The organism is Stenotrophomonas sp. K-6 (genome assembly GCF_056861555.1).
Genome location: NZ_JBSPUC010000004.1, coordinates 106,867 through 126,207, shown reverse-complemented (window position 1 = coordinate 126,207; position 19,341 = coordinate 106,867). Strand labels below are relative to the sequence as shown.

Annotated in this window: 13 protein-coding genes; 4 read left to right on the top strand and 9 right to left on the bottom strand. The window is 67.0% G+C overall.

What is annotated here, in order from left to right; translation table 11 throughout:
• Positions 1-136: 136 nt before the first annotated feature.
• From AC13F7_RS13625 to AC13F7_RS13595, 7 genes are read right to left on the bottom strand one after another with little or no spacing between them, the layout of a single operon-like run.
• Entirely contained in the window at positions 137-1,195 is a 1,059-nt protein-coding gene (locus tag AC13F7_RS13625; RefSeq protein WP_346471652.1) for a LacI family DNA-binding transcriptional regulator, read from the bottom strand.
• Between the two features lie 43 nt (positions 1,196-1,238).
• Positions 1,239-2,819, bottom strand: a complete 1,581-nt coding sequence (locus AC13F7_RS13620) for a family 43 glycosylhydrolase (RefSeq protein WP_483001310.1) — start codon at positions 2,817-2,819, stop codon at positions 1,239-1,241.
• A gap of 38 nt (positions 2,820-2,857) precedes the next feature.
• On the bottom strand, positions 2,858-4,015 hold the full coding sequence (pelA, locus tag AC13F7_RS13615; protein ID WP_483001307.1) for a pectate lyase: 1,158 nt from the start codon (positions 4,013-4,015) through the stop codon (positions 2,858-2,860).
• On the bottom strand, positions 3,988-5,271 hold the full coding sequence (locus AC13F7_RS13610; RefSeq protein WP_369348973.1) for a TRAP transporter large permease: 1,284 nt from the start codon (positions 5,269-5,271) through the stop codon (positions 3,988-3,990). The genes pelA and AC13F7_RS13610 overlap by 28 nt, the downstream gene beginning before the upstream one ends.
• 3 nt (positions 5,272-5,274) lie before the next feature.
• Complete coding sequence (locus AC13F7_RS13605; protein ID WP_483001303.1) at positions 5,275-5,805, bottom strand: TRAP transporter small permease; 531 nt, start codon at positions 5,803-5,805, stop codon at positions 5,275-5,277.
• Positions 5,806-5,817: 12 nt separating this feature from the next.
• Positions 5,818-6,822, bottom strand: coding sequence for a TRAP transporter substrate-binding protein (locus tag AC13F7_RS13600; protein ID WP_483001301.1), 1,005 nt, complete (start codon positions 6,820-6,822; stop codon positions 5,818-5,820).
• 37 nt (positions 6,823-6,859) lie between these two features.
• A complete protein-coding gene (locus tag AC13F7_RS13595) occupies positions 6,860-7,681 on the bottom strand; it encodes a 2-keto-4-pentenoate hydratase (RefSeq protein WP_483001299.1) in 822 nt (273 codons plus the stop codon).
• A 150-nt stretch (positions 7,682-7,831) separates the two neighbouring features.
• On the opposite strand from AC13F7_RS13595, the gene AC13F7_RS13590 reads away from it, so the two are divergent.
• The 4 genes from AC13F7_RS13590 (at position 7,832) to AC13F7_RS13575 (ending at position 12,015) form a co-directional block, all read left to right on the top strand.
• Positions 7,832-8,830 (top strand): alpha/beta hydrolase, encoded by a 999-nt coding sequence (locus AC13F7_RS13590; protein ID WP_483001298.1) that lies wholly within the window; start codon positions 7,832-7,834, stop codon positions 8,828-8,830.
• The gene (locus AC13F7_RS13585; protein ID WP_483001293.1) at positions 8,823-10,445 is read left to right on the top strand and encodes a carboxylesterase/lipase family protein; all 1,623 of its coding nucleotides are present in this window, start codon (positions 8,823-8,825) and stop codon (positions 10,443-10,445) included. Before AC13F7_RS13590 ends, AC13F7_RS13585 begins: the two co-directional genes overlap by 8 nt.
• Positions 10,445-11,308 (top strand): rhamnogalacturonan acetylesterase, encoded by an 864-nt coding sequence (locus AC13F7_RS13580; RefSeq protein ID WP_483001289.1) that lies wholly within the window; start codon positions 10,445-10,447, stop codon positions 11,306-11,308. Before AC13F7_RS13585 ends, AC13F7_RS13580 begins: the two co-directional genes overlap by 1 nt.
• A gap of 116 nt (positions 11,309-11,424) precedes the next feature.
• Positions 11,425-12,015: a cysteine dioxygenase family protein gene (locus AC13F7_RS13575; protein WP_481467681.1), complete on the top strand. Its 591-nt coding sequence runs from the start codon at positions 11,425-11,427 to the stop codon at positions 12,013-12,015.
• Between the two features lie 45 nt (positions 12,016-12,060).
• Here the strand turns inward: AC13F7_RS13575 and AC13F7_RS13570 are convergent, their stop codons facing one another.
• Positions 12,061-15,879, bottom strand: a complete 3,819-nt coding sequence (locus AC13F7_RS13570) for a LamG-like jellyroll fold domain-containing protein (RefSeq protein ID WP_483001286.1) — start codon at positions 15,877-15,879, stop codon at positions 12,061-12,063.
• Between the two features lie 151 nt (positions 15,880-16,030).
• Positions 16,031-19,210 carry a TonB-dependent receptor gene (locus tag AC13F7_RS13565; RefSeq protein WP_483001283.1) on the bottom strand — a complete coding sequence of 1,060 codons (3,180 nt, stop codon included), beginning with the start codon at positions 19,208-19,210 and terminating at the stop codon, positions 16,031-16,033.
• Between the last annotated feature and the right edge of the window lie 131 nt (positions 19,211-19,341).

Genomic DNA, 19,341 nt, shown 5'->3' with positions numbered 1-19,341 from the left:
CATTTTGCAGCGCACGATAGGTCGGGTGGCCCGGCGTGGTGTCCATGTCAGAAAAGCCGTGCGATCGGCAACCGATTGCACGGGCGCGTGGCGACGCGTTCATCATGAACGCGCGTCGTTGCCATCGCGGCGCGCGTCAATCCTCGGGCGGCTGGCAGGAGTCGCGCACGATCAGGTGCGGGCGCACGCTGGCGTGCTGCATCACGGCCTGGCCATCGGGCTGGATGAGCATCGCGGCCGCCGTGCGGCCGGTGTCGCGGGTGTGGCGGCGCACCGAGGTCAGCGACGGCCACAGGCGCGAGGCCAGCGGACTGTCGTCGTAGCCGATGATAGAGAGCTGGCGCGGAATGTTGATGCCCGCGCGCAGGGCGACCTTGTAGATACCGGCGGCCATTTCATCGTTGCCGGTGAAGATGGCGGTGGGGCGCTGCTTGCCCAGCAGCAGCTTCTCGGCCGCGGCCACACCGGATTCAAAGGTGTAACCGGCCTCCACGATGCGTGCCGGGGGCAGCTCGATGCCGCGCTTGGCCAGGGCATCGATGAAGCCGGCGGTGCGTTCGTGCGCCGAGCGGTAGGCGCTTGGGCCGGTCACCAGGGCGATGTCGCGGTGGCCCAGCGAGAGCAGGTAATCGGCCGCTTCGGCGGCGCCGTCGCGATCGTGGGTGACCACCATCTGCGAGGTGTCGTCCAGCGGCAGCGAGGCGATCCGGGTGAAGCGGCAGCCGATTTCGTCGAGCATGTCCACCAGCGCCTGGTCTTCGGACGCGCGCGGGACGAGGATCACGCCGTGCAGCTTCTGCTGCTGCACGAAACGTCGCACGCCGTCGATATACCCGGGGCTGCGCGAATCGCAGGGGTGCACGACCAGCTCGAAACTGGAGCCGCGCAGCGCATCCAGTGCACCGTACTGCATGTCCACGATGTACTGGGCGGTCGGGTTGTCGTAGACCATGCCGATCAGGAACGAGCGGCGGAACGCCAGCCCGCGGGCCAGCGGGTCCGGCGCGTAACCGACCTCGCGCATCAACGCCTCGACCTTTTCGCGCGTGTCCTTCCGCACCAGCGGGGAGTTGTTGATGATGCGCGAGACGGTCTTCTTCGATACCCCGGACAGACGCGCGATGTCGTTGATCGTGGCGGCCTTGCCTTTGGTCAATCCGTGCGGGGACGGATCGGTTTTGCTGCGCAATGACATGTCGTTCAAACCGGGGATGAGTCAGGGGATTCTAGCGGGGAGCTCAATCGAGGGCGCGGTAGCGGAAGTTCCGGAACTGGACCTTGCCGTCGCCGGCAGCATAGATCGCCGGCTTCAGGGCCAGGAACTTGCCCGCCACATTGTGATGGTAGCCGGAGACTTCCATCTGAACCGGGTACTTCTGCCAGTTTTTGCCGTCGGTGCTGGAGTGGATGGTGACGATATGGCGGTTGTTGGTCACCCGCAGCCACAGCTTGCCACCGGTGGCACTGGGGGCCAGCCGGGTGGGGCGCTCCTCGCCGTAGCGGTGCATGATGAACTTCTCGCCGTTGCTGCCCACGCCCACGTACAGGCGGTCGCTGTAGAAGAGCAGGGCACCGCCGACCGCGCCGGGCGCGATCTCCATCTCGACCTCGAACTGGTAGGCCTTGTCGCCGGCGATGGCGGTCAGCGGCGAGCTGTCGCGCGGGGTTTCGCCCTTGCCCTGCAGCACCAGGCCCTTGCCGGTGAACTGCGGGCGCTTGTACTCGTCCTGGGCCGGGTTGAAGAACGCCCACTGCGCACCCAGCGTCTTGCCGCGGAAATCATCCGACAGCGCCATGCCGTGCGGGCCGACCGAGCTGCCCGACGGCTTGGCCAGCGGCTGGCCGAGATCGCCGCCCTTGGCCACGAACCAGCCATCGGCGGTCCATTCGATCGGCTCCAGCAGCGCCTGGCGGCCCAGCGTCCAGTACCCGTTCTCGTAGCCGTGATACATCATCCACCAGCGCCCGTCGGTGCCTTCGATCACCGTGGCGTGGCCGCGCGACCACCACGGCTCGGCGGCCGACTGGGTGCGCATGATCGGGTTGTTCGGCGCGTTCACCCACGGGCCGTGGATCGAGCGCGAGCGCGCGGTGATCACCATGTGCCCGGTGGGCGGGCCTGCGGTGCCGCCCACGGCGGTGGTCATGTAGTACCAGCCATCGCGGAAATTGATCTTCGGGCCTTCCTGGGCATAGGCCTCCACGTCCCAGCTTTCCGGGTACTTCCAGCCGTCGTAGACGTGCTTGGGCGTACCGACCACGCTCAGGCCGTCATCGGCCAACTGCACATAGTCGCCACCGCTGAGGAACAGGTAGCGCTTGCCGTCTTCGCCCACAGCATGGCCCGGGTCGATGTAGCCGCCCAGGCCGATGTCGATCGGCTCGCTCCACGGGCCCTTGATGCTGTCGGCCCAGACCACGAAGTTGCTGCGGGTCTCGCCGGTGCGGGCGGGGAAGTAGATGTAGTAGCGGCTGCCGTGCTTGACGATGTCCGGGGCCCAGATCGCACCGACGTTCTTGGTGATGGCGTGGCCCAGCGGCTGCCAGTTGACCAGATCGCGCGAATGCCAGATCGGCAGGCCGGGGTAGGCATCGAACGAGGACAGGGTGAGGTAGTAGTCCTCGCCATCCTTGAGCACCGAGGGATCCGGGCGATCACCGGCGAACACCGGGTTGAGGAAGGTACCGTTGCCCAGATCGGCCTGGCGCTGGTTCTCGATGCCGCGCTTCCAGGTGGCGGCGGGCTCTGCAGCGTGGCCGGCACCGGCCAGCAGCAGGCAGGCGGTGGCGAAGCTCGCCAGGGTCTTCCTCAGGTGCATCGTCTGTCTCCCTTGAACGTATCGTGGGCCGGCCGCGCTCAGCGCGCCCCGGTCCTTGCAAGACGCTGTTGCCAGCGTGGGTACTCGGTGGTGATCAAAGCCTGCGGCCAGGTGCCGTACCAGTGATAGCCGGTACGGCGCTCGCGCGGGATGTCATCGAACGTGGCCACGCGCTCGCCCTCGCGGTTGGCCAACAGCACCGAACTGTCGTGCAGCTCGTGAAAGCGCCCCCATAGCAGCGGCGCGCCTGCATCAGCGACCAGGCGGCGGTCGACCGTGGTGCGGTGGAACGCGAACTGTTCCGGCGTCGTCTCGAAGGTCTCCAGCCGCCAGCCGGTCAACGCGTGCGCCTGGAACCACGCCATCGCAGCGTTGACCGAGGTGACCACCTCCGGCGAGGGATCCGGGATCGACATCAGGTAGCGGACCACGCCGACACTCTCGTCGGTGACCAGCGCCGGCAGTTCGAACTTCCGGCCCTGCGCGGGCTGCAGCGTGGTGCGGTCGTACTGACCGGCCCAGATCGTCGGCACGCCGTCCTGGCGCACCTGCAGGCGCAGCAGGCAGGCATCGCCGGCGGTCACGGCCGCGTCCACGCGGGCACGCTGATCGGCCGTGATGAACCCGAACACCGCCTCGCGCTGGATGCGCCGCAGCGTGGTCAACACACCGCTGGTGACATCGTCGGCGAAGGTGATGTGGCCGTGGTACGAGGTGCGCGACGGCACCGAGTGCGGCCAGCCGCCACACGTTGGAATCTGCTCAGCAAGGATGAAGTCCAGCCCGCGCACCGCCGCGTCGCGATAGCGGGCATCGCCGCTGCGCGCGAAGGCGTCGGCCAGGTAGCCGACCTGGGTGTAGATGTTGCGGTTGTCGAAGCTGCCGCCGGGGGTGGCCTGGTCGGCCATCACCTGTGCCTTGGCGGCATCGTCGAGGATCCGCTGCGGATCCTGGTTGACCGCCCAGCCGCCGCCATGGCGTTGCAGTGCGACCAGGTTGTCGGCGATCTGCCGGTACTGATGGGGGGAATAGCGCGGGTAGTCCGTGCCGTGCCCACTCTGCCAGTGGTTGATGCCGTCCTGGAAGTCGCGCAGCGGGATGCCTTGGCCCTGCGCCATGACGGCGCAGGGCAGGGCGATCCACAGCAGGGCTGCCAACCGTCGCACGCTTACGCGCGCAGCAGGGCGGGCAGCCACAGCGACATTTCCGGGAAGAAGGTCACGATCAACAGCACGCCCAGCGCGGCGAACCAGAACGGCCAGATCGAGCGCATGCTCTCACCGACACTGATCTTGCCGATTGCCGTACCGATGAACAGTACCGAGCCCACCGGCGGCGTCACCAGGCCCAGGCCACCGGTCAGCACCAGCACCAGGCCGAAGTGGATCGGATCGATGCCGTAGGCCTTGGCCACCGGCAGGAAGATCGGCGTGCAGATCAGGATCATCGGCGCCAGGTCCATGAAGGTGCCCAGCAGCAACAGCATGACCACGATCATCAGCAGCACCATGAACTGGCTGTGCGCGAACGACTGCAGGAAGTTGACCGCGGCCGACGGCACTTCCAGATACGCCAGCAGCCAGCCGAACACGGCGGCCGTGGCGATCACGAACAGGATCACACCGGTGCTGCGTGCGGCATGGGTGACCGTGCCGAGGAACTCGCGCCAGTCGAGCTGGCGGTACAGCACGGTGGTCACCAGCAGCGCGTAGACCACGGCGATCGCCGCGCTCTCCACCGCGGTGAAGATGCCGGCACGGATACCGATGAAGATCAAAGCGACCAGGCCCAGGCCAGGCAGCGCCGAGACCAGGCGCAGCAGCACCGCGCGCCAGCCCGGGAAGATTTCCACCCCGTAGCCGCGGCGTCGCGCCACGACGTAGCCGGTGATCATCAGGGCGACGGTCATCAGCAGGGCCGGCACGATGCCCGCCGCGAACAGATCGGCGATCGACAGGCCGCCACCGGCCGCGGCCGAGAACAGGATCAGGTTGTGCGACGGCGGCACCAGCAGCGCGACCAGCGCCGCGGTGATGCTGACATTGACCGCGAAATCACGGTCGTAACCGCGCTTGACCATCTGCGGAATCATCGTGCCGCCGACCGCCGAGACATCGGCGATGGCCGAACCGGACACACCGCCAAAGAACAGCGAGGACAGGATCGAGACCTGGCCCAGGCCACCGCGCATGCGACCGACCAGCGAGGAGGCCAGCGAGATCAGACGCTCAGAGATGCCGCCGCGCATCATGATTTCACCGGCGAAGATGAACAATGGAATGGCGATCAGCGAAGCCGAGCCGGTACCGGCCGAGATCTGCTGGACCAGCACCAGCGTCGGCAGATCGAGGTACCACAGGGTGGCCAGGGCGGCAGCGGCCAGCGCGAACGCAACCGGCACACCGAGCAGCAACAGCACCGCGAACACGGTGAAAAGAATGGTAATACCCATGACTCAGCGATCTCCCTCGGCAACGGCATCGGCCGGCCGTACAGCCAGCGCCATCTGGTTCACGGCGAAGATCGCCATCAAGGCGCCACCGATCGACAGGGGCAGGTAGTTGATGCTCTGCGGCAGGTTGGCGCCGGCGGCCTTGATATCCAGGCCGTCCATCAGCAGCACGGCCGCCCACCAGGCGATGACCACGCCCAGCACGGCCACCACCAGCGCGGCGAATACATCCACCGCGCGGCGCAGGCCCGGGCCCATGTGCGTGGCCAGCAGGAAGAAACCGAAGTGGCGGCGGGTATGCACACCGGTGGCCGCACCCAGGCTCATCGCGGTGGCCAGCAGCAGCAGCGTGACCGGCTCGGTCCAGCTGGGCGAATCATTGATCACATAGCGGGCGAACACCTGCCAGCCCTGCACCACCACCAGGCCCAGCAGGGCGATGACGGCAATGTAGATCGCCACATCGGCGATGATGTTGAGCAGGCGCTGCGGCGCGGTGGGGGTGATGACGGTTTCGGAAGTCGAGTCGGACATCGCGTCGGGGCCTCAGGCGAAGTCGCGGATGCGACGGGTGAGGGCGGCCAGCTCCGGCTGCTGCAGGTAGCGCTGCAGCAGCGGGTCGGCGGCCTTGCGGAAGGCCGGCATGTCGACCTCGTTGAACTTGATGCCGAAGTCGGCCACGGCCTGGCGGGCGGTGTTTTCCGAGGCATCCCACTGCTCGCGCATCACCTGCACCGATTCACGCGCGGTCTCGATCACCAGGGTACGGTCGGCCGGACTCAGCGCTTCGAAACTCTGGCGCGACATCAGCAGCACGTCCGGTGCATAGGAGTGATCGCTCTGCGACCAGTAGTGCGCGGCCTCGAAATGACGGCTGGAGTGGAAGCTGCGCATGTTGTTTTCCGCACCGTCGATCATGTGCGTTTCCATGCCCGAGAAGGTGTCGCCCAGCGACATCGGCGTCGGGTTGGCACCGAGCAGGCGCATCAGCTGGATGAAGATGTCCGACGACGCCACGCGCAGCTTGAGACCGTGCAGATCCTTGGGCTCCACAATCGGGTGCTTGGTGTTGTAGAAACAGCGCGCGCCGGAATCGTAGATCGCCAGACCGACCAGATCGCGGGTTTCAAAGCCCTGCAGGACCGTATCGGCGACGCCGCCATCGAGTGCGCGGCGCATGTGCGCCACCGACTCGAACACGTAGGGCAGGCACAGGCCCTGGGTCAGCGGAAATGCGTTGTTGAGCGCGCCGGAGTAGACGCGGGTGATATCGATGGCGCCGAAGCGGGCCATGTCGATCGCCTCGGACTCACGGCCCAGCTGGCCGGAGTGGTACTGGCGCAGCCGCAGCCGGCCGCCGGTTTTTTCTTCCAGCGTCTTCCCGATCCATTTCACCGCGGTGACAGTGGGGTAATCGGCGACGTGGACGTCGGTGGCGGTCAACAGCTGCGCACCGGCCGGTGCGGCGTTGGACGACCGCGAACAGGCTGTCAGCGCGGGCGCGGCAAGCGCGCCCAGACTGGTAGCCAGGAAACTTCTGCGAGTGAACATCTGCGCCCTCCCAAGCGTGCTCGCCATGTCCGCGCGGTCAACCGGCGGCGATGGCCTTGCAGGTAATGTCGCCGTAACCGACGAAACGGATCAATGCTTCCTGGCCCACGGCGATGTCGTGGATGCCGGTGGCGTTCCCACTGGCGATCAGATCGCCGGCCTTCAGCGGCCGCCCACGCTGCGCCGAGCGGCCCAAGGCGAACGCGTAGGCGGTACGCAGGCCACCCGGCAGCAGGGTCGCGCCACCGGTACCGACCACCTGGCCTTCGATGCGGGTTTCCGCACGCAGATCGGCATCGTCCAGGCGGGTCCAGTCCGGGATTTCCGGCCCGAGCACCAGGCCGTTGTTGTTGCCGAAGTCCGACACCACCACGCGCGGGCCGAGCTTGTTGATGGTCGCCAACGGGCTGCTGGCCACTTCAACGCCGATGAAGAGCTTGGCGGCCAGCGCCTCGGCTTCTTCCGGGGTCCAGTGCAGCTTGTCCGCCGGCGCGTCTTCCTGCAGCTGGATCACGTACTCGGCCTCGACGGCGCCGAAGCCGCCGACGAACACCGGAATCTCCACTGTTCCACCGGTAGCATTCCAGAGCTGACGCGAAAAGATCGGGCCCAGCAGCCGGTCGTCGCCGGAGACGTCGCGGCGCTCGGCTGCGATGTAGCCGACCTTCCAACCCACCACCTGGTCGTCCCACAGCGCGATGGCCTGGTCCTGTACCTGGTAGGCGGTGACGAGGTCTTCCGGGATGTTTCCCGGGAAGTCCGGCAGGGATTGGCCATGTTGGCGGGCGCTGACGAAGTGGCGGGCGATCTCGCCCAAACCCTGGTCTGGCAGGTCCTGTTTGCCGTGTTCGTTGCTCAAGCGGGTCTCCCGGAAAATTTGTTGCACTGCCAATCGACAGTGGCTGGATGAGCTGTATATGGTAAACCGGTGTCATTGGCAATGTGCAGCGCATCAGAAGTGCTGCCGGTCGGGCACGATGGCCGTTCCCACCCAGCCTGGAAGGATCCCATGCGGATGCCCCGCACCGTGTTGATGCCCCTGTTGACCCTCGGATTGCTGGCCTGCAGCCTGGCCCATGCCGCCGAGCGCGCCGTTCCGGATACCGAGCCGCCACCCGGTGCGCCCGACCGCATTGCACTGTGGCCGGAGGGCCAGGTGCCCGGCGAAGCCGGGCCGGCCACGGCCCCCAACGTGGTCGAGCGCAGCACCGACCCGGCACGGCCGGACCGCTATATCGACAACGTCAGCGCGCCCTATCTGGTGGTGTACCGCCCGGCGCGCCCGAACGGCAGCGCCCTGCTGGTGGTGCCGGGCGGCGGTTACCAGCGCATCGTGCTGGACAAGGAAGGCACCGCGCTGGTGCCGGCGTTCGTCGATGAGGGCGGCGTGACCCTGTTTGTGCTGCGCTACCGGCTGCCGGCCGGCCGCAGTGATCGTCAGGCTGCGCTGGCCGATGCGCAGCGCGCGATGCGGGTGATCCGGGCCGATGCTGCGCGATGGAAGATCGATCCCGAGCGCATCGGCGTCATGGGTTTCTCGGCCGGCGGGCACGTCGCCGCGCGGTTGAGCAGCGGCTTCGATGCACCTGCCTACCCGCACCGCGATGCGATCGATGCACTCAGCGCGCGCCCGGATGTCGCGCTGCTGATCTACCCGGTGATCGACATGGGCACGCATGCGCATACCGGCTCGCGCGAGCGCCTGCTCGGACCTCGCCCGGATGCGGCGCTGCAGCAGCAGTTTTCGATGCAGGACCAGGTCCGCGCCGATACACCGCCGACCTTCCTGGTGCATGCGCAGGACGACGATGTGGTCTGTGTCCACAACAGCCTGATCTATTACCAGGCGCTGCTGCGCGCCGGTGTCACCACTGAAATGCATCTGTACCCGTTCGGCGGGCACGGCTTCGGCGTGCGCATCCCGGCCGGTCTGACCGTCGCTCAGTGGCCCGAGCTGGCCCTGCGCTGGATTCCCTCGCGCCACACGGAGCCTGCGCGCCATGACTGATTCTCCCGCCGATCTGCAGCGGCGCCGTTTCCTGCGCGACAGCGCGCGCTATGCGCTGCTGCTCGGTGCGACCAGCCTGCCGTTGCTGCCCGCCTTCGCCGGCGTGCCCGGCCCGCGCCACGATGCCGCGCCGCTGGCGCGCGTGCGCAGTGGCCGCGTGCGCGGGCAGCTGGAGCAGGGCATCCACGTGTTCCGTGGCCTTCCCTACGGCGCCGATACCGCCCCCCGGCGCTTCCAGCCCGCCGTGCAGGAATCGGCCTGGCGCGGGGTGCGCGATGCACTGGCCTACGGCAATGCCGCACCGCAGGGCGGCAGCGAAGGCCCGGGCAGCGAAGACTGCCTCTATCTCAACGTGTGGACCCCGGCACTGCGCGACGGGGGCAAGCGCCCGATCGTGTTCTACATCCATGGCGGCGCCTACAACAACGGCTCGGGCAGCGATCCGCTGTATGACGGCAGCGCGTTGTGCCGGCGCGGCGACGTGGTGGTGGTCACGGTCAATCATCGCCTCAACGTGTTCGGCTATCTGTACCTCGCGCAATTGGGCGATGCGCGTTTCGCCGATTCCGGCAACGTCGGCCAGCTCGATCTGATCCAGGCACTGCAGTGGGTTCGCCAGCATGCGCACGAGTTCGGTGGCGATGCGGGCAACATCACCGTGGTGGGGCAATCCGGCGGCGGGGCGAAGATCGCCACGCTGATGGCCATGCCCGCCGCGCGCGGTTTGTTCCAGCGCGCGTGGACCATGAGCGGACAGCAGGTCACCGCGGCCGGCCCGCGGGCGGCCACCCAGCGCGCGCAGATCGCGATGCAGGCGATCGGGGCGGCCGATGCCGAGGCGCTGCGCACGATGCCGATGGAAGCGCTACTGGCCGCCACCCGTGCGCGCGACCCCTCGCGCGTGGAAAACAGCAGTCTCTACGTCGGGCCGGTGCTGGACGGGCGTTCGTTGCCGGTACATCCGTTCTGGCCGGAGGCGCCCGCACAGTCCGCCGGGATTCCGATGGTGATCGGCAACACCCACGATGAGACCCGCGCCTTCCTCGGCAACGACCCGGCCAACTTCGCCCTCACCTGGGAGACGCTGCCGGCCAAGCTGGAAAAAGAGCAGTACGTAGACCTGTTGCCGGCGGTGGTGATCGCCGAGTACCGCCGCCTGTATCCGCACTACACACCTTCGGAGGTGTTCTTCGCGGCCACCACGGCCGGTCGTTCATGGCGCGGTGCGGTGGAGGAACTGGAGGCGCGTGCGCGCCAGGGCGCACCCACCTGGGCCTACCAACTCGATTGGGGCTCGCCGCTGGACGGCGGCAAGTTCGGTGCGTTCCACACGCTGGATATCCCCTTGGTGTTCGACACCACCGACCGCCCCGGCTCGCGCACCGGTGACGGCGAGGAGGCCACACGCGTGGCAGCCACGATGAGCGAGGCCTTGATCGCCTTCGCCCGCCATGGCGATCCGAATCATGGCGGACTGCCACGCTGGCAGACCTATTCGCTGGCCCGCCGCGAAACGATGCTGTTCGATGCCACCTCGCAGCAGGCCGACGACCCGCGCGGTGGCGAGCGTCGTCTGTATCAGCAGGCCCCCTTCATTCAACGAGGTACGTTCTGATGCGGTGTACGTCCTGGTTGCTGCGCAGCGCGCTGCTCGGCCTGATGAGCACGGCGCAGGCCGCCGTGGATCCGGCGGTGCTGGACCGCCCGGCACCGACCCCGATCCGGGCCAGCAAGATCGTGCTGGTCGGTGATTCCACCACGGCCGTGCAGGGCGGCTGGGGCCCGGCGTTCTGCGCCCGGCACGTGACCTCGTTCCTGACCTGCACCAACCTGGCCCGTGGCGGCCGCAGCACTTACAACTACCGCGCCGAAGGCTCGTGGGCGCTGGCCGAGGCGGAGATGCGCACACCCGGCTATGCGCGCACGTGGGTGCTGGTCCAGTTCGGCCACAACGACCAGCCCGGCAAGCCGGGCCGTTCCACCGATCTGCAGCGCGAGTTCCCGGACAACCTGCGCCGCTACGTAGGTGAGATCCGTGCCGCCGGTGCGCAGCCGGTGCTGCTGACCCCGTTGACCCGCCGCCAGTTCGCCGATGGCGTGCTGATCGATGACCTGGCCCCCTGGGCCGAGGCGGTGCGCACGGTCGCGCGCGAGATGCAGGTGCCCCTGGTGGACCTGCATGCGCGCAGCCGCGCGGTGGTGCAGGCGCTGGGGCCGGTCGCTTCGATGCCGCTGGCGCAGGCCGCGGCCACACCCGCCCAGGTCAGCGCGGCGCTGGGTGGGACCACCGTGGGTGCTGCGCCCGTGGCTGGCGCACCGGCCACGCAGAACAACGCCGTCACCGAGCCCATGGGGCAGGCCAAGGTCGCCTTCGATTACACCCATCTTGGCCCGGATGGCGCGGCGCTGTTCGCCACGCTGGTCACCGAGGAACTGGCCCGGCAGGTCCCGTCGTTGCGACCGCTGCTGATTCCCTGATCGATAGGCAGACCCTTCGAATTCTCTCGAATGGATTGCTACGTCGGGCATTGTGGGCCGATTGGATGTGATTCAGGTCAAACACGCTGTTCACCGCGATCGCCTAGACTCGGGGTATGCAAGAGCAATGCAACCCGTTTCCTCCGTTCCATGGCCGTGATCGATTGATCGCTGCGGTCGACCATGCCGTCCAGCACGAGCACGCGCACCAGATCGCCGCCACGCTGCGCACGGCGCTGCGCGAGGCGATCGCCGACAGCCGCATCCAGCTGCCGGCCTGCGTGCACCACCCGATCGAGGATCACTACGCCCGCCGTGAGCTGTACCGCAGCCCGGTGCACGGCTACAGCATCGTCGCGATGAGCTGGGGTCCGGGCCAGGGCACGCCGCTGCACGACCACAGCGGGCTGTGGTGCGTGGAGGGGGTCTGGCTGGGGCAGTTGGAGATTACCCAGTACCGGTTGCTGGAACGCGACGGCGAGCGGTTCCGCTTCCGCCCCGAGCCGGCCGTGCTGGGCGACTGCGGCAGTGCCGGCAGCCTGATCCCGCCGCACGAGTACCACACCATCCGCAATACCAGCGATCAGGATCTGGCCATCTCGGTGCACGTCTACCAGGGCGAGATGACCCGCAGCGCCCTCTTCGAACCCGAGGCCGATGGCTGGTACCAGCGCCGGGTGCAGGTGATGGAAACCGACGCGGCCTAGCGCCGGCGGGGTGCCGGCGCGACAGCAGCCATGCATGGCAGGGCGCTACCGGTCGAGCGTCACCACGTTGTTGCGCTGGGTCACTTCCGCCGCACCATCGGCCTGCATGACACGCACGCGCAGACCACGGTGATCCCCGGCGGGCAGCGGCAGGCTGACCGTCGTGGTCTTCGGCACCAGATCGCTCGGCGCGGCCAGGCTGGGGATCTCGACCCGGGCCAGCTCACGGCCCTTGGCGTCTTCCAGCACCGCCGCGCCCACACCGGTTGCGACATGGCCCAGGCTGTGCACGGTGACCTGTACCTGGTGCCCGTCCACGCGCACATCGCCGCGCCCGATGCCGAGGTCGGCACGCTGCTCGACCGGTGTCCCGGCCTGCACCAGCTCGAACTCGAACACCTGGCTCTGGCCCGGCGCGAAGCGCAGCATGGTCGAGGCACTGCGTTCCAGGGTGAGATCACGGGTGGTGGCCTTGCCGTCGATAGTGTCATCGCCGTCGCGGTCCACGCCGCTGGTCATCCGCCATTGCCCGGCGGTGACGTTCCAGGTGCTCATCTCCGCGTCCACTGCACGCGAGCCCAGGTTGTAGGCGATCACCTTGAAACGGTCCGGCGAGGGCGCATGCACCAGCAGCGCGACCTGCTCGGCCGCCTCCGGCTGGGCGAAGCGCCAGCTGACGGTGTGGCCCGGCCAGCTCTGGTTGCGCTTGAGCGCGATGCCGCCCAGGCGCGCACGCTGCAGGAACTCGCTCGGCGCTTCGACACGGTCAGACCACCAGTGCCCTTCGGTGTTCATGTATTCGCGCTGCGCCTTGGCCTGGATGCCATCGGCATGCAGCGCCTCCAGGTACTTCTTGTCGCCGGTGGCCTGCCACGCCATCAGGCTGGCGAAGCCGGTGCTGCCACCGTCGGCATCGCTGATGAAGCGCGGGTTCCACTCGGCACCGCGGCCCAGTGCTTCCACGTAGTTCTCGCCCAGATTGGACAGCGCGCCCGGCCCACCGCGCTCGACGCGGTAGTCCAGCGCCTTGAGGTATTTGTCATCGCCCGTCCAGCGCCATGCCGCCCAGAAGGTATGCATGATGTCGCCGCTGCCCGAGCCGTTGTTGAGCTCGCCGCCACGGGTCTTGCCCGTCGCCCAGTTGATCTCGTTGGGCAGCGCCCAGCGGCCCTTGTCATCGGTGTAGGCGTGGGCCAGGTAGCCATCGGCCAGCCCGGTGACCAACTTGCGACCGGTCGGATCGGCGTTGTACTGGCCGATCAGGAAGGCCGGGTGCAGCACCGGGAAGGAGTACGGCTTCTGCCATTGCCAGTTCGGTTCGCGGTAGACCTTGTTGCCGCCGAACCAGTTGCTGGAAAACAGCAGATGGCCCTGCGGGTTGGGCAGGATGATGCGCTCGTCGAAGGCCTTCACCGTTTCCATCAGGCGCTCGACGGTCAGCGGATCGCCCCAGTTGAGGTAGAGCATCGCACTGTTGGTGTTGATGCCTTCCTCGTACGCGTGCAGCTCATCGGTTTCGATGGTGCTCAAGCCGTTGCTGAACATGCCATTGCGATACACCGCATCGGACAGCGCGGTCAGCGAGGCATTGAGCTTGTCCGGCTGCACGCCCATCAGGGCCAGGCCCGGCCACTGCTGGGTCAGATCGGAATCGTCGGAAATGCCGCCGCCGAAATCACCGTAGGCAATCTGGCGGTGGTCGATCCACCACTCGATGAAGCGGCGCACGTACTTGAGGTCTTCGGTCTGCCGGAACGCCCACAGCGGCACGCCCTTGGGCGCCTCGGGCTGGGTGAACGGCGGCTTGCCCTGGCTGTTGTAGCTGATGTAGTTCCAGTACAGGCGGCCGAGTTCGTGGTCCGGGTCCACCCGCAGCAGATCGCTGAGATCGGCATACACGCGCGCGTACAGGCGCTGGCGCTTGGAGGTGGTGTGCTCTTCGACCAGGAAGCCCCAGTTGTCACGCACCTGGTTGAAACGGTCGGCGATGTGTTCTTTCTTCGCCTCGTCGCGGTCCTTGTAGACCATGCGGATTTCCGCACCGTCCAGCGAGGTGGCGTTGAATCCCGGTGCGGCCGAGGCGATGGAGATCCACAGGCTGTCGGCGGTCAGGATACGATCGCGCAGGTCCAGCCACAGGGTGCGCTTCTGGCCCGGCTTGACCGAGACCGACACATCGATCATGTCGCGCGCCGGCCAGAGCGGGTCCTTGATGCGGATGTTGAGCGGGATCAGGCCGTCATGGGTCGCCGGCAGGTCCAGCTTGGGCAGATCGATCGCGATGCCGTCCAGGCCGTCATACATGTTCTCCCAGCTGTGCGCCCAGCTGCGGATCAGCGGCTGCGCGGCCGGTGCGTCGCTCACGCCGGAGGGAATCAGCACGTGCACGATGGGCAGCGGCTGCGCGGGCAGCGTGTCGGCCGTGCGCTTGCGTGAGCCGGCACCCTTGGGCAGCGCCATCACCGTGCTGCGTTCGGCCACCGGGTAGCGGCCATCGATGTACTCGCGCAGCGCCGCGATGTTGGTGTAGTCCGGCAGGGCCTGGCTGTCGATCAGGTAGCGCTGCTTGACCGTGTCCTCCGGCTCGGCGGCATCGCTCACCTGGTAGGCCCAGATTTCCTGGATCGGGGTTTCCTGCGCCGTGTTGCGGAAGTGCAGCACGCCACCGTCCTGCGCGGGAATCGTATTGACGCTGCGCACCACGCCCTGTGGGCGCTCGAGCAGCGTCTGCGCGGGCTGGCCGTCCCCGCTGTGGCTGAGCACGCCGAAGGCGGCGCCGCGCACTTCGATGCGGTTGACGGTCTCACCGGCCGGCAGGGTCAGGTCGAGCTGCTGGCCACCGTCGACGTAGGTGTTCCAATCGGGCAGCTGGAAATAGTCATCGCGCCCGGCCAGGCGCGAGCGGTTGTACACGCCCGGCCAGGTGGTCTCGGCGATGCCATCGGTCGCCTTCCACATCCACTGCTTGTGGTCCTTGGTATCGGCGAACTCGATCTTGCGGATGGTGGTGGTCGGTGCGGTCAGCGCCGGTGGCGGCGCAGCGTCCCAGCCGTGGCGATGGCGCCAGGCGCGCATCGGGTCCGGCTCGGCCACCGCCGTGCGGGGCGCGGCATTGCGGGCCAGCGCGGCCATGCCGGCCGGGTCGAGCAGGCGGTCATAGACGCGGATCTCGTCGAAATCGCTGCCACGCAGGAAGTTGTAGCGGCTCTGCACCTGGTAGGGCGCCATCACGCGACCGGCCAGGCCGAGCTGATCGAGTGCGGCGTCGTAGTCGGCGGTGGTCTCCTGGCGGGCGACCTCCTTGCCATCCACGTACAGCCGTACGCCGTGGTTCTCATCCCAGCCGAAGGCGATGTGCTGCCACTGCTGGGGCGAGGGGTTCTGGTCGAGCTTGAACGACACGCGCGTGCGCGCCAGGTTGGCATCGGTGACGAAGGCATCGAAGCCGTGGCCATTCCAGTCGATGCGCAGCCAGGCCATGTCCCAGCTGCTGTGGTCGGCATACCCGACCCGGAAGATCACGAACGGCGCTTCACCCACCGCATACCGCGAGCGCCAGAAGAAGCCGAGTGTGCCGCGCTGGGCCTGGATGTTGCCCGGTGCGTTCCACGACAACACGCCGTCATCGGCCCATTCGATCGCGCTGCCTGGCGCGCCGTTGGGCACCCGCTTCACCTTGTCCTGGAAATTCGGGACCGGGTCACCTGCGGCGGTATCGGCCTGCAGGCTCTGGTCGGCCGACACGTGGAACAGCAGCTGCGGCGCGGTCTGCGCCCAGGCGGTGCCACTGCCCGCGAGCAGCAGCGCCAGCAGGCTGGCGGACAGGCGGGAGGGGCGGATCGAGGGGGCGACAACGCGATGCATGAGACCTTCCTTTCGACAGCAGAAACAGTACAGCGGAACCAGCAGCGGGGGTCAGCCGCTCACGGTGGCCTCCCGCCCCGGCACCGCGCCCGCCATCCCGGAGAGAAGGACGGGGACGGGTGCGATAGCGGTGGCGGAAGACGCAGCACGGTCAGAACTTGTAGCGCAGGCCGAGGTAGTACTGGCGGCCGGTATGGGTGTAACGGTCCGGCAGCGACAGCGCCGAATCGACATAGCGCTCATCGGCGGTGTCGAGCAGGTTGATCGCTTCGAAGGTCAGCGAGAGGTTCTTGTTGACCTTGTAGGACATGTTGAAATCCACGTTCTCCACGCTGTACTTGCCCTGCACATCGGCGGTGGCGAACGGGTTGCCGTCCAGGTCCCACACGTTCTCCTGCGACAGGATGGTGCTGATGTACGCGTCGCGGTAGCTGGTGGAGACGCGGGCGCTGAAGCGGCCATCGTCGTAGTACAGCGTGGCGTTGTACGAGTTCGGCGAGAGATTCAGCAGGTCGTTCTCGGTGTACGTGGTGACGATCGTGCTGCCGGTGCCCGAGCTGAACATGTATTTGATCTTGGATTCGACGTGCGTGTAGTTCAGCTGCACGCCGAAGTTGCGCCAGAAGCCGGGCAGGAAGCTGAAAGGCTGCTGGTAGGACACTTCATAGCCCTTGAGCGGGCCGCCCGGGGTGTTGAAGTAGCTCTGCACGTTGAACACGGTGTCCGGGCTGAAGCCGGCCGGCAGCAGGTCCAGGGAGTAGCCCATGTCCGCCCAGGTGGTGAGCAGGCGGGTGCGCTGCACATAGCTCTCGATGTCCTTGTAGAACACCGCAGCCGACAACAGCGCGCCTTCGTCGAAGTACCACTCCGCGCTCAGGTCGTAGTTGGTCGAGCGGAACGGATCCAGCTTGGGATTGCCCAGGTTGATGGAGTAGCTGCGGTCGTCATCGAAGTAGGCGGTGGGACCACCGCTGACGCTCGGCGACAGGTTGGACAGGGTCGGGCGGGCCATGGTCTTGGCCGCGCCGAAGCGCAGCACGAAGGTGTCGCTCAGGTCCCAGGCCAGGTTCAACGAGGGCAGCCAGTCGTCGTACTTGTGGCCGACCCGCGTGCCGACCTGCAGGCGCTCGCCCGGATCAGCCGTGGCGCTGGCCACGCCGAAGAACGGTTCGCACGCCGAGGACAGATCGTTCGCGTTGGTAGCCGTGCACGGCGCATAGCCATCGGCGGTGATGCGGGTCTGCACGTAGCGCACACCCAGGTTGCCGCGGAACGCACGGCCCAGCAGATCGGTGTTGAAGTCCAGCTGCAGGTAGCTGCCGTAGCTCTTTTCGTTGACGTCGAAGTTGTTGTTCGATGCGCCGAAGTGACCGACGCTGGCCAGGCGGTAGTCGCCGCCGAGCGTGCCGGTGTTGCAGTTGCAGTAGATGTCCAGGAGCTTGGCGATCTGGTTGAAGTCCGGCACCAGCCACGCATTGGGCAGGTTGCCGTCCATGCCCTTGCCGAAGCCGCTCAGGGTGTCGCTCAGGTCACCCACGCCCACACCGGCCGGCAGCGCCTGCGACAGGCGCCCGTAGCTGATGTTGCGGAACTCCTGCGTGCTCATGTCGTAGTCCTTGTAGGCCAGACCGCCGCGCAGGGTGAAGGTGGGATTGATGTTGAACGTGAGGTCGACCTTGGCCGTGTCGAAGGCGTTGTCGACATACTGCGGATTCAAGCGCACTTCGCTGATATTGCCGCCACGCGCGGTACCGTTGGCATTGACCGGCGTGCTGCCGTAGCCCAGCCACTTCCAGTTGTCGGCCGCGTTGAGATCGAACGGGAAGGACATCGCCGGCACCTTGCCGTTGCGCATGTCCAGCACGAAGCCATCCAGATTGCTGTTGTCGAAGCTGACCATCGAGAAGATCGGCCGCTCATAGTTCGATTCGGAGTGACCGACCACCGCATCCAGGCGCACCGCGTCGTTGAAGCGATGTTCCAGGTTCAGGCTGAACTGCTTGAACTCGGTGCTCTCTTCGATGGCGGTGGATTCGGTGCGGAAGTCGACGTTGTCGAACACGCCATAGGTCAGGCGGTTCTGTTCATCGGCCTGCGCTTCGCGGACCACGATCTGGGTCTTGCCGCCGTACTGCGCGGTGCGATGCAGGTTGGCGCCGATGGAATCTTCGCGCACGTTCTTGTCGAGCTTGGAGTACAGCATGTCCAGGTTCAGCTGTGTGTCGTCGCTGACCTTGAACTGCAGCGCACCGGTGACGCCCAGGCGCTCGATCTCGTGTTCGGTGCGGATGTAGCGCGGGTAACGCGGAATCCAGGCGTTGGTCGCGGTCTCGTAGGCGGCGATGTTCTCGGCCGTCGCAGCGGGGCGGTCCAGGCCGGGGCCGCAGTGGGTGGCATCGATGCCGTAGCTGCCCCAGCCATTGCTGCGCGCCTGGTTGGCGGCGCTGCCGACACCGGCGGCGGTCTCATTGGACAGCGGATTGCGCGGGGTCTGCGGGTTGTAACCGGCCGGGCTGCAGAAGCCGTAGGTGCCGTTGTTGGCCGCGGTGCTCTGGTTGGAGTTGCGGTAGTTGCCGTGTTCCCAGCGGACCGGGTTGTAGCCTTCCTCGAAGATGGTGCGCTTGCTGTAGGCCACCGACATCAACGCCCCCACCCGGCCGTCGGCCCAGGTGTTGCTGATCAGGCCGGAGATGCGCGGATCCTTGTTCTTGGACAGCTCGTTGTAACCGTACTGGCCACCGAGCGAGGCCTGGAAGCCCTCGAAATCGAACGGGCGCGAACCGCGCAGATCGACCGTGGCACCGAGCGAGCCCTCGTCGGTCTGCGCCGACTGGGTCTTGTTGATCTTGACCCGGCTGAACAGCTCCGAGGCGAAGGTGTTGAAGTCGAAGCCGCGGCTGCGGTTGACGCCGGTGGTGCCGCTGCCGGCGGTGGACAGTGCTTCCAGACCGTTGATGCGCACGCGGGTGAAATCCGAGCCCAGGCCGCGCACGGAGATCTGCTGGCCTTCACCGCCTTCGCGGTCGATCGATACGCCGGCAATGCGCTGCATAGACTCGGCCAGATTCAGATCGGGGAATTTGCCGATGTCCTCGGCGTAGATCGCATCGACCTGTTCGACGCTGTAGCGCTTTTCATCCAGCGACTGCTGCAGGCTTTCACGGTAGGTCGCTTTGACTTCCACCTTGTCCAGGTCGACCGCGTTGAGCGCGGCGGCCTGTTCGGGCGTCTGCTGGGCGGCGGCGATGCCGGCCGCGCTCTGCAGCGCGAACGCGATCGAGACCGCGAGCAAGGTAACCGGTGTCTTTTTGCGGGTAGTGAGTCGTTCCATCGTGTGTAAGCCCCTCCCAGGGTTCGCCGCCATGCGACCGTGCTGTTGATGAGTCATGGACGTCCGGCCTCCCCCGGAACGTCTGTCGCGCATGTGCCGCAGTGATACCGCTGGTCATCCGGAACGTAACA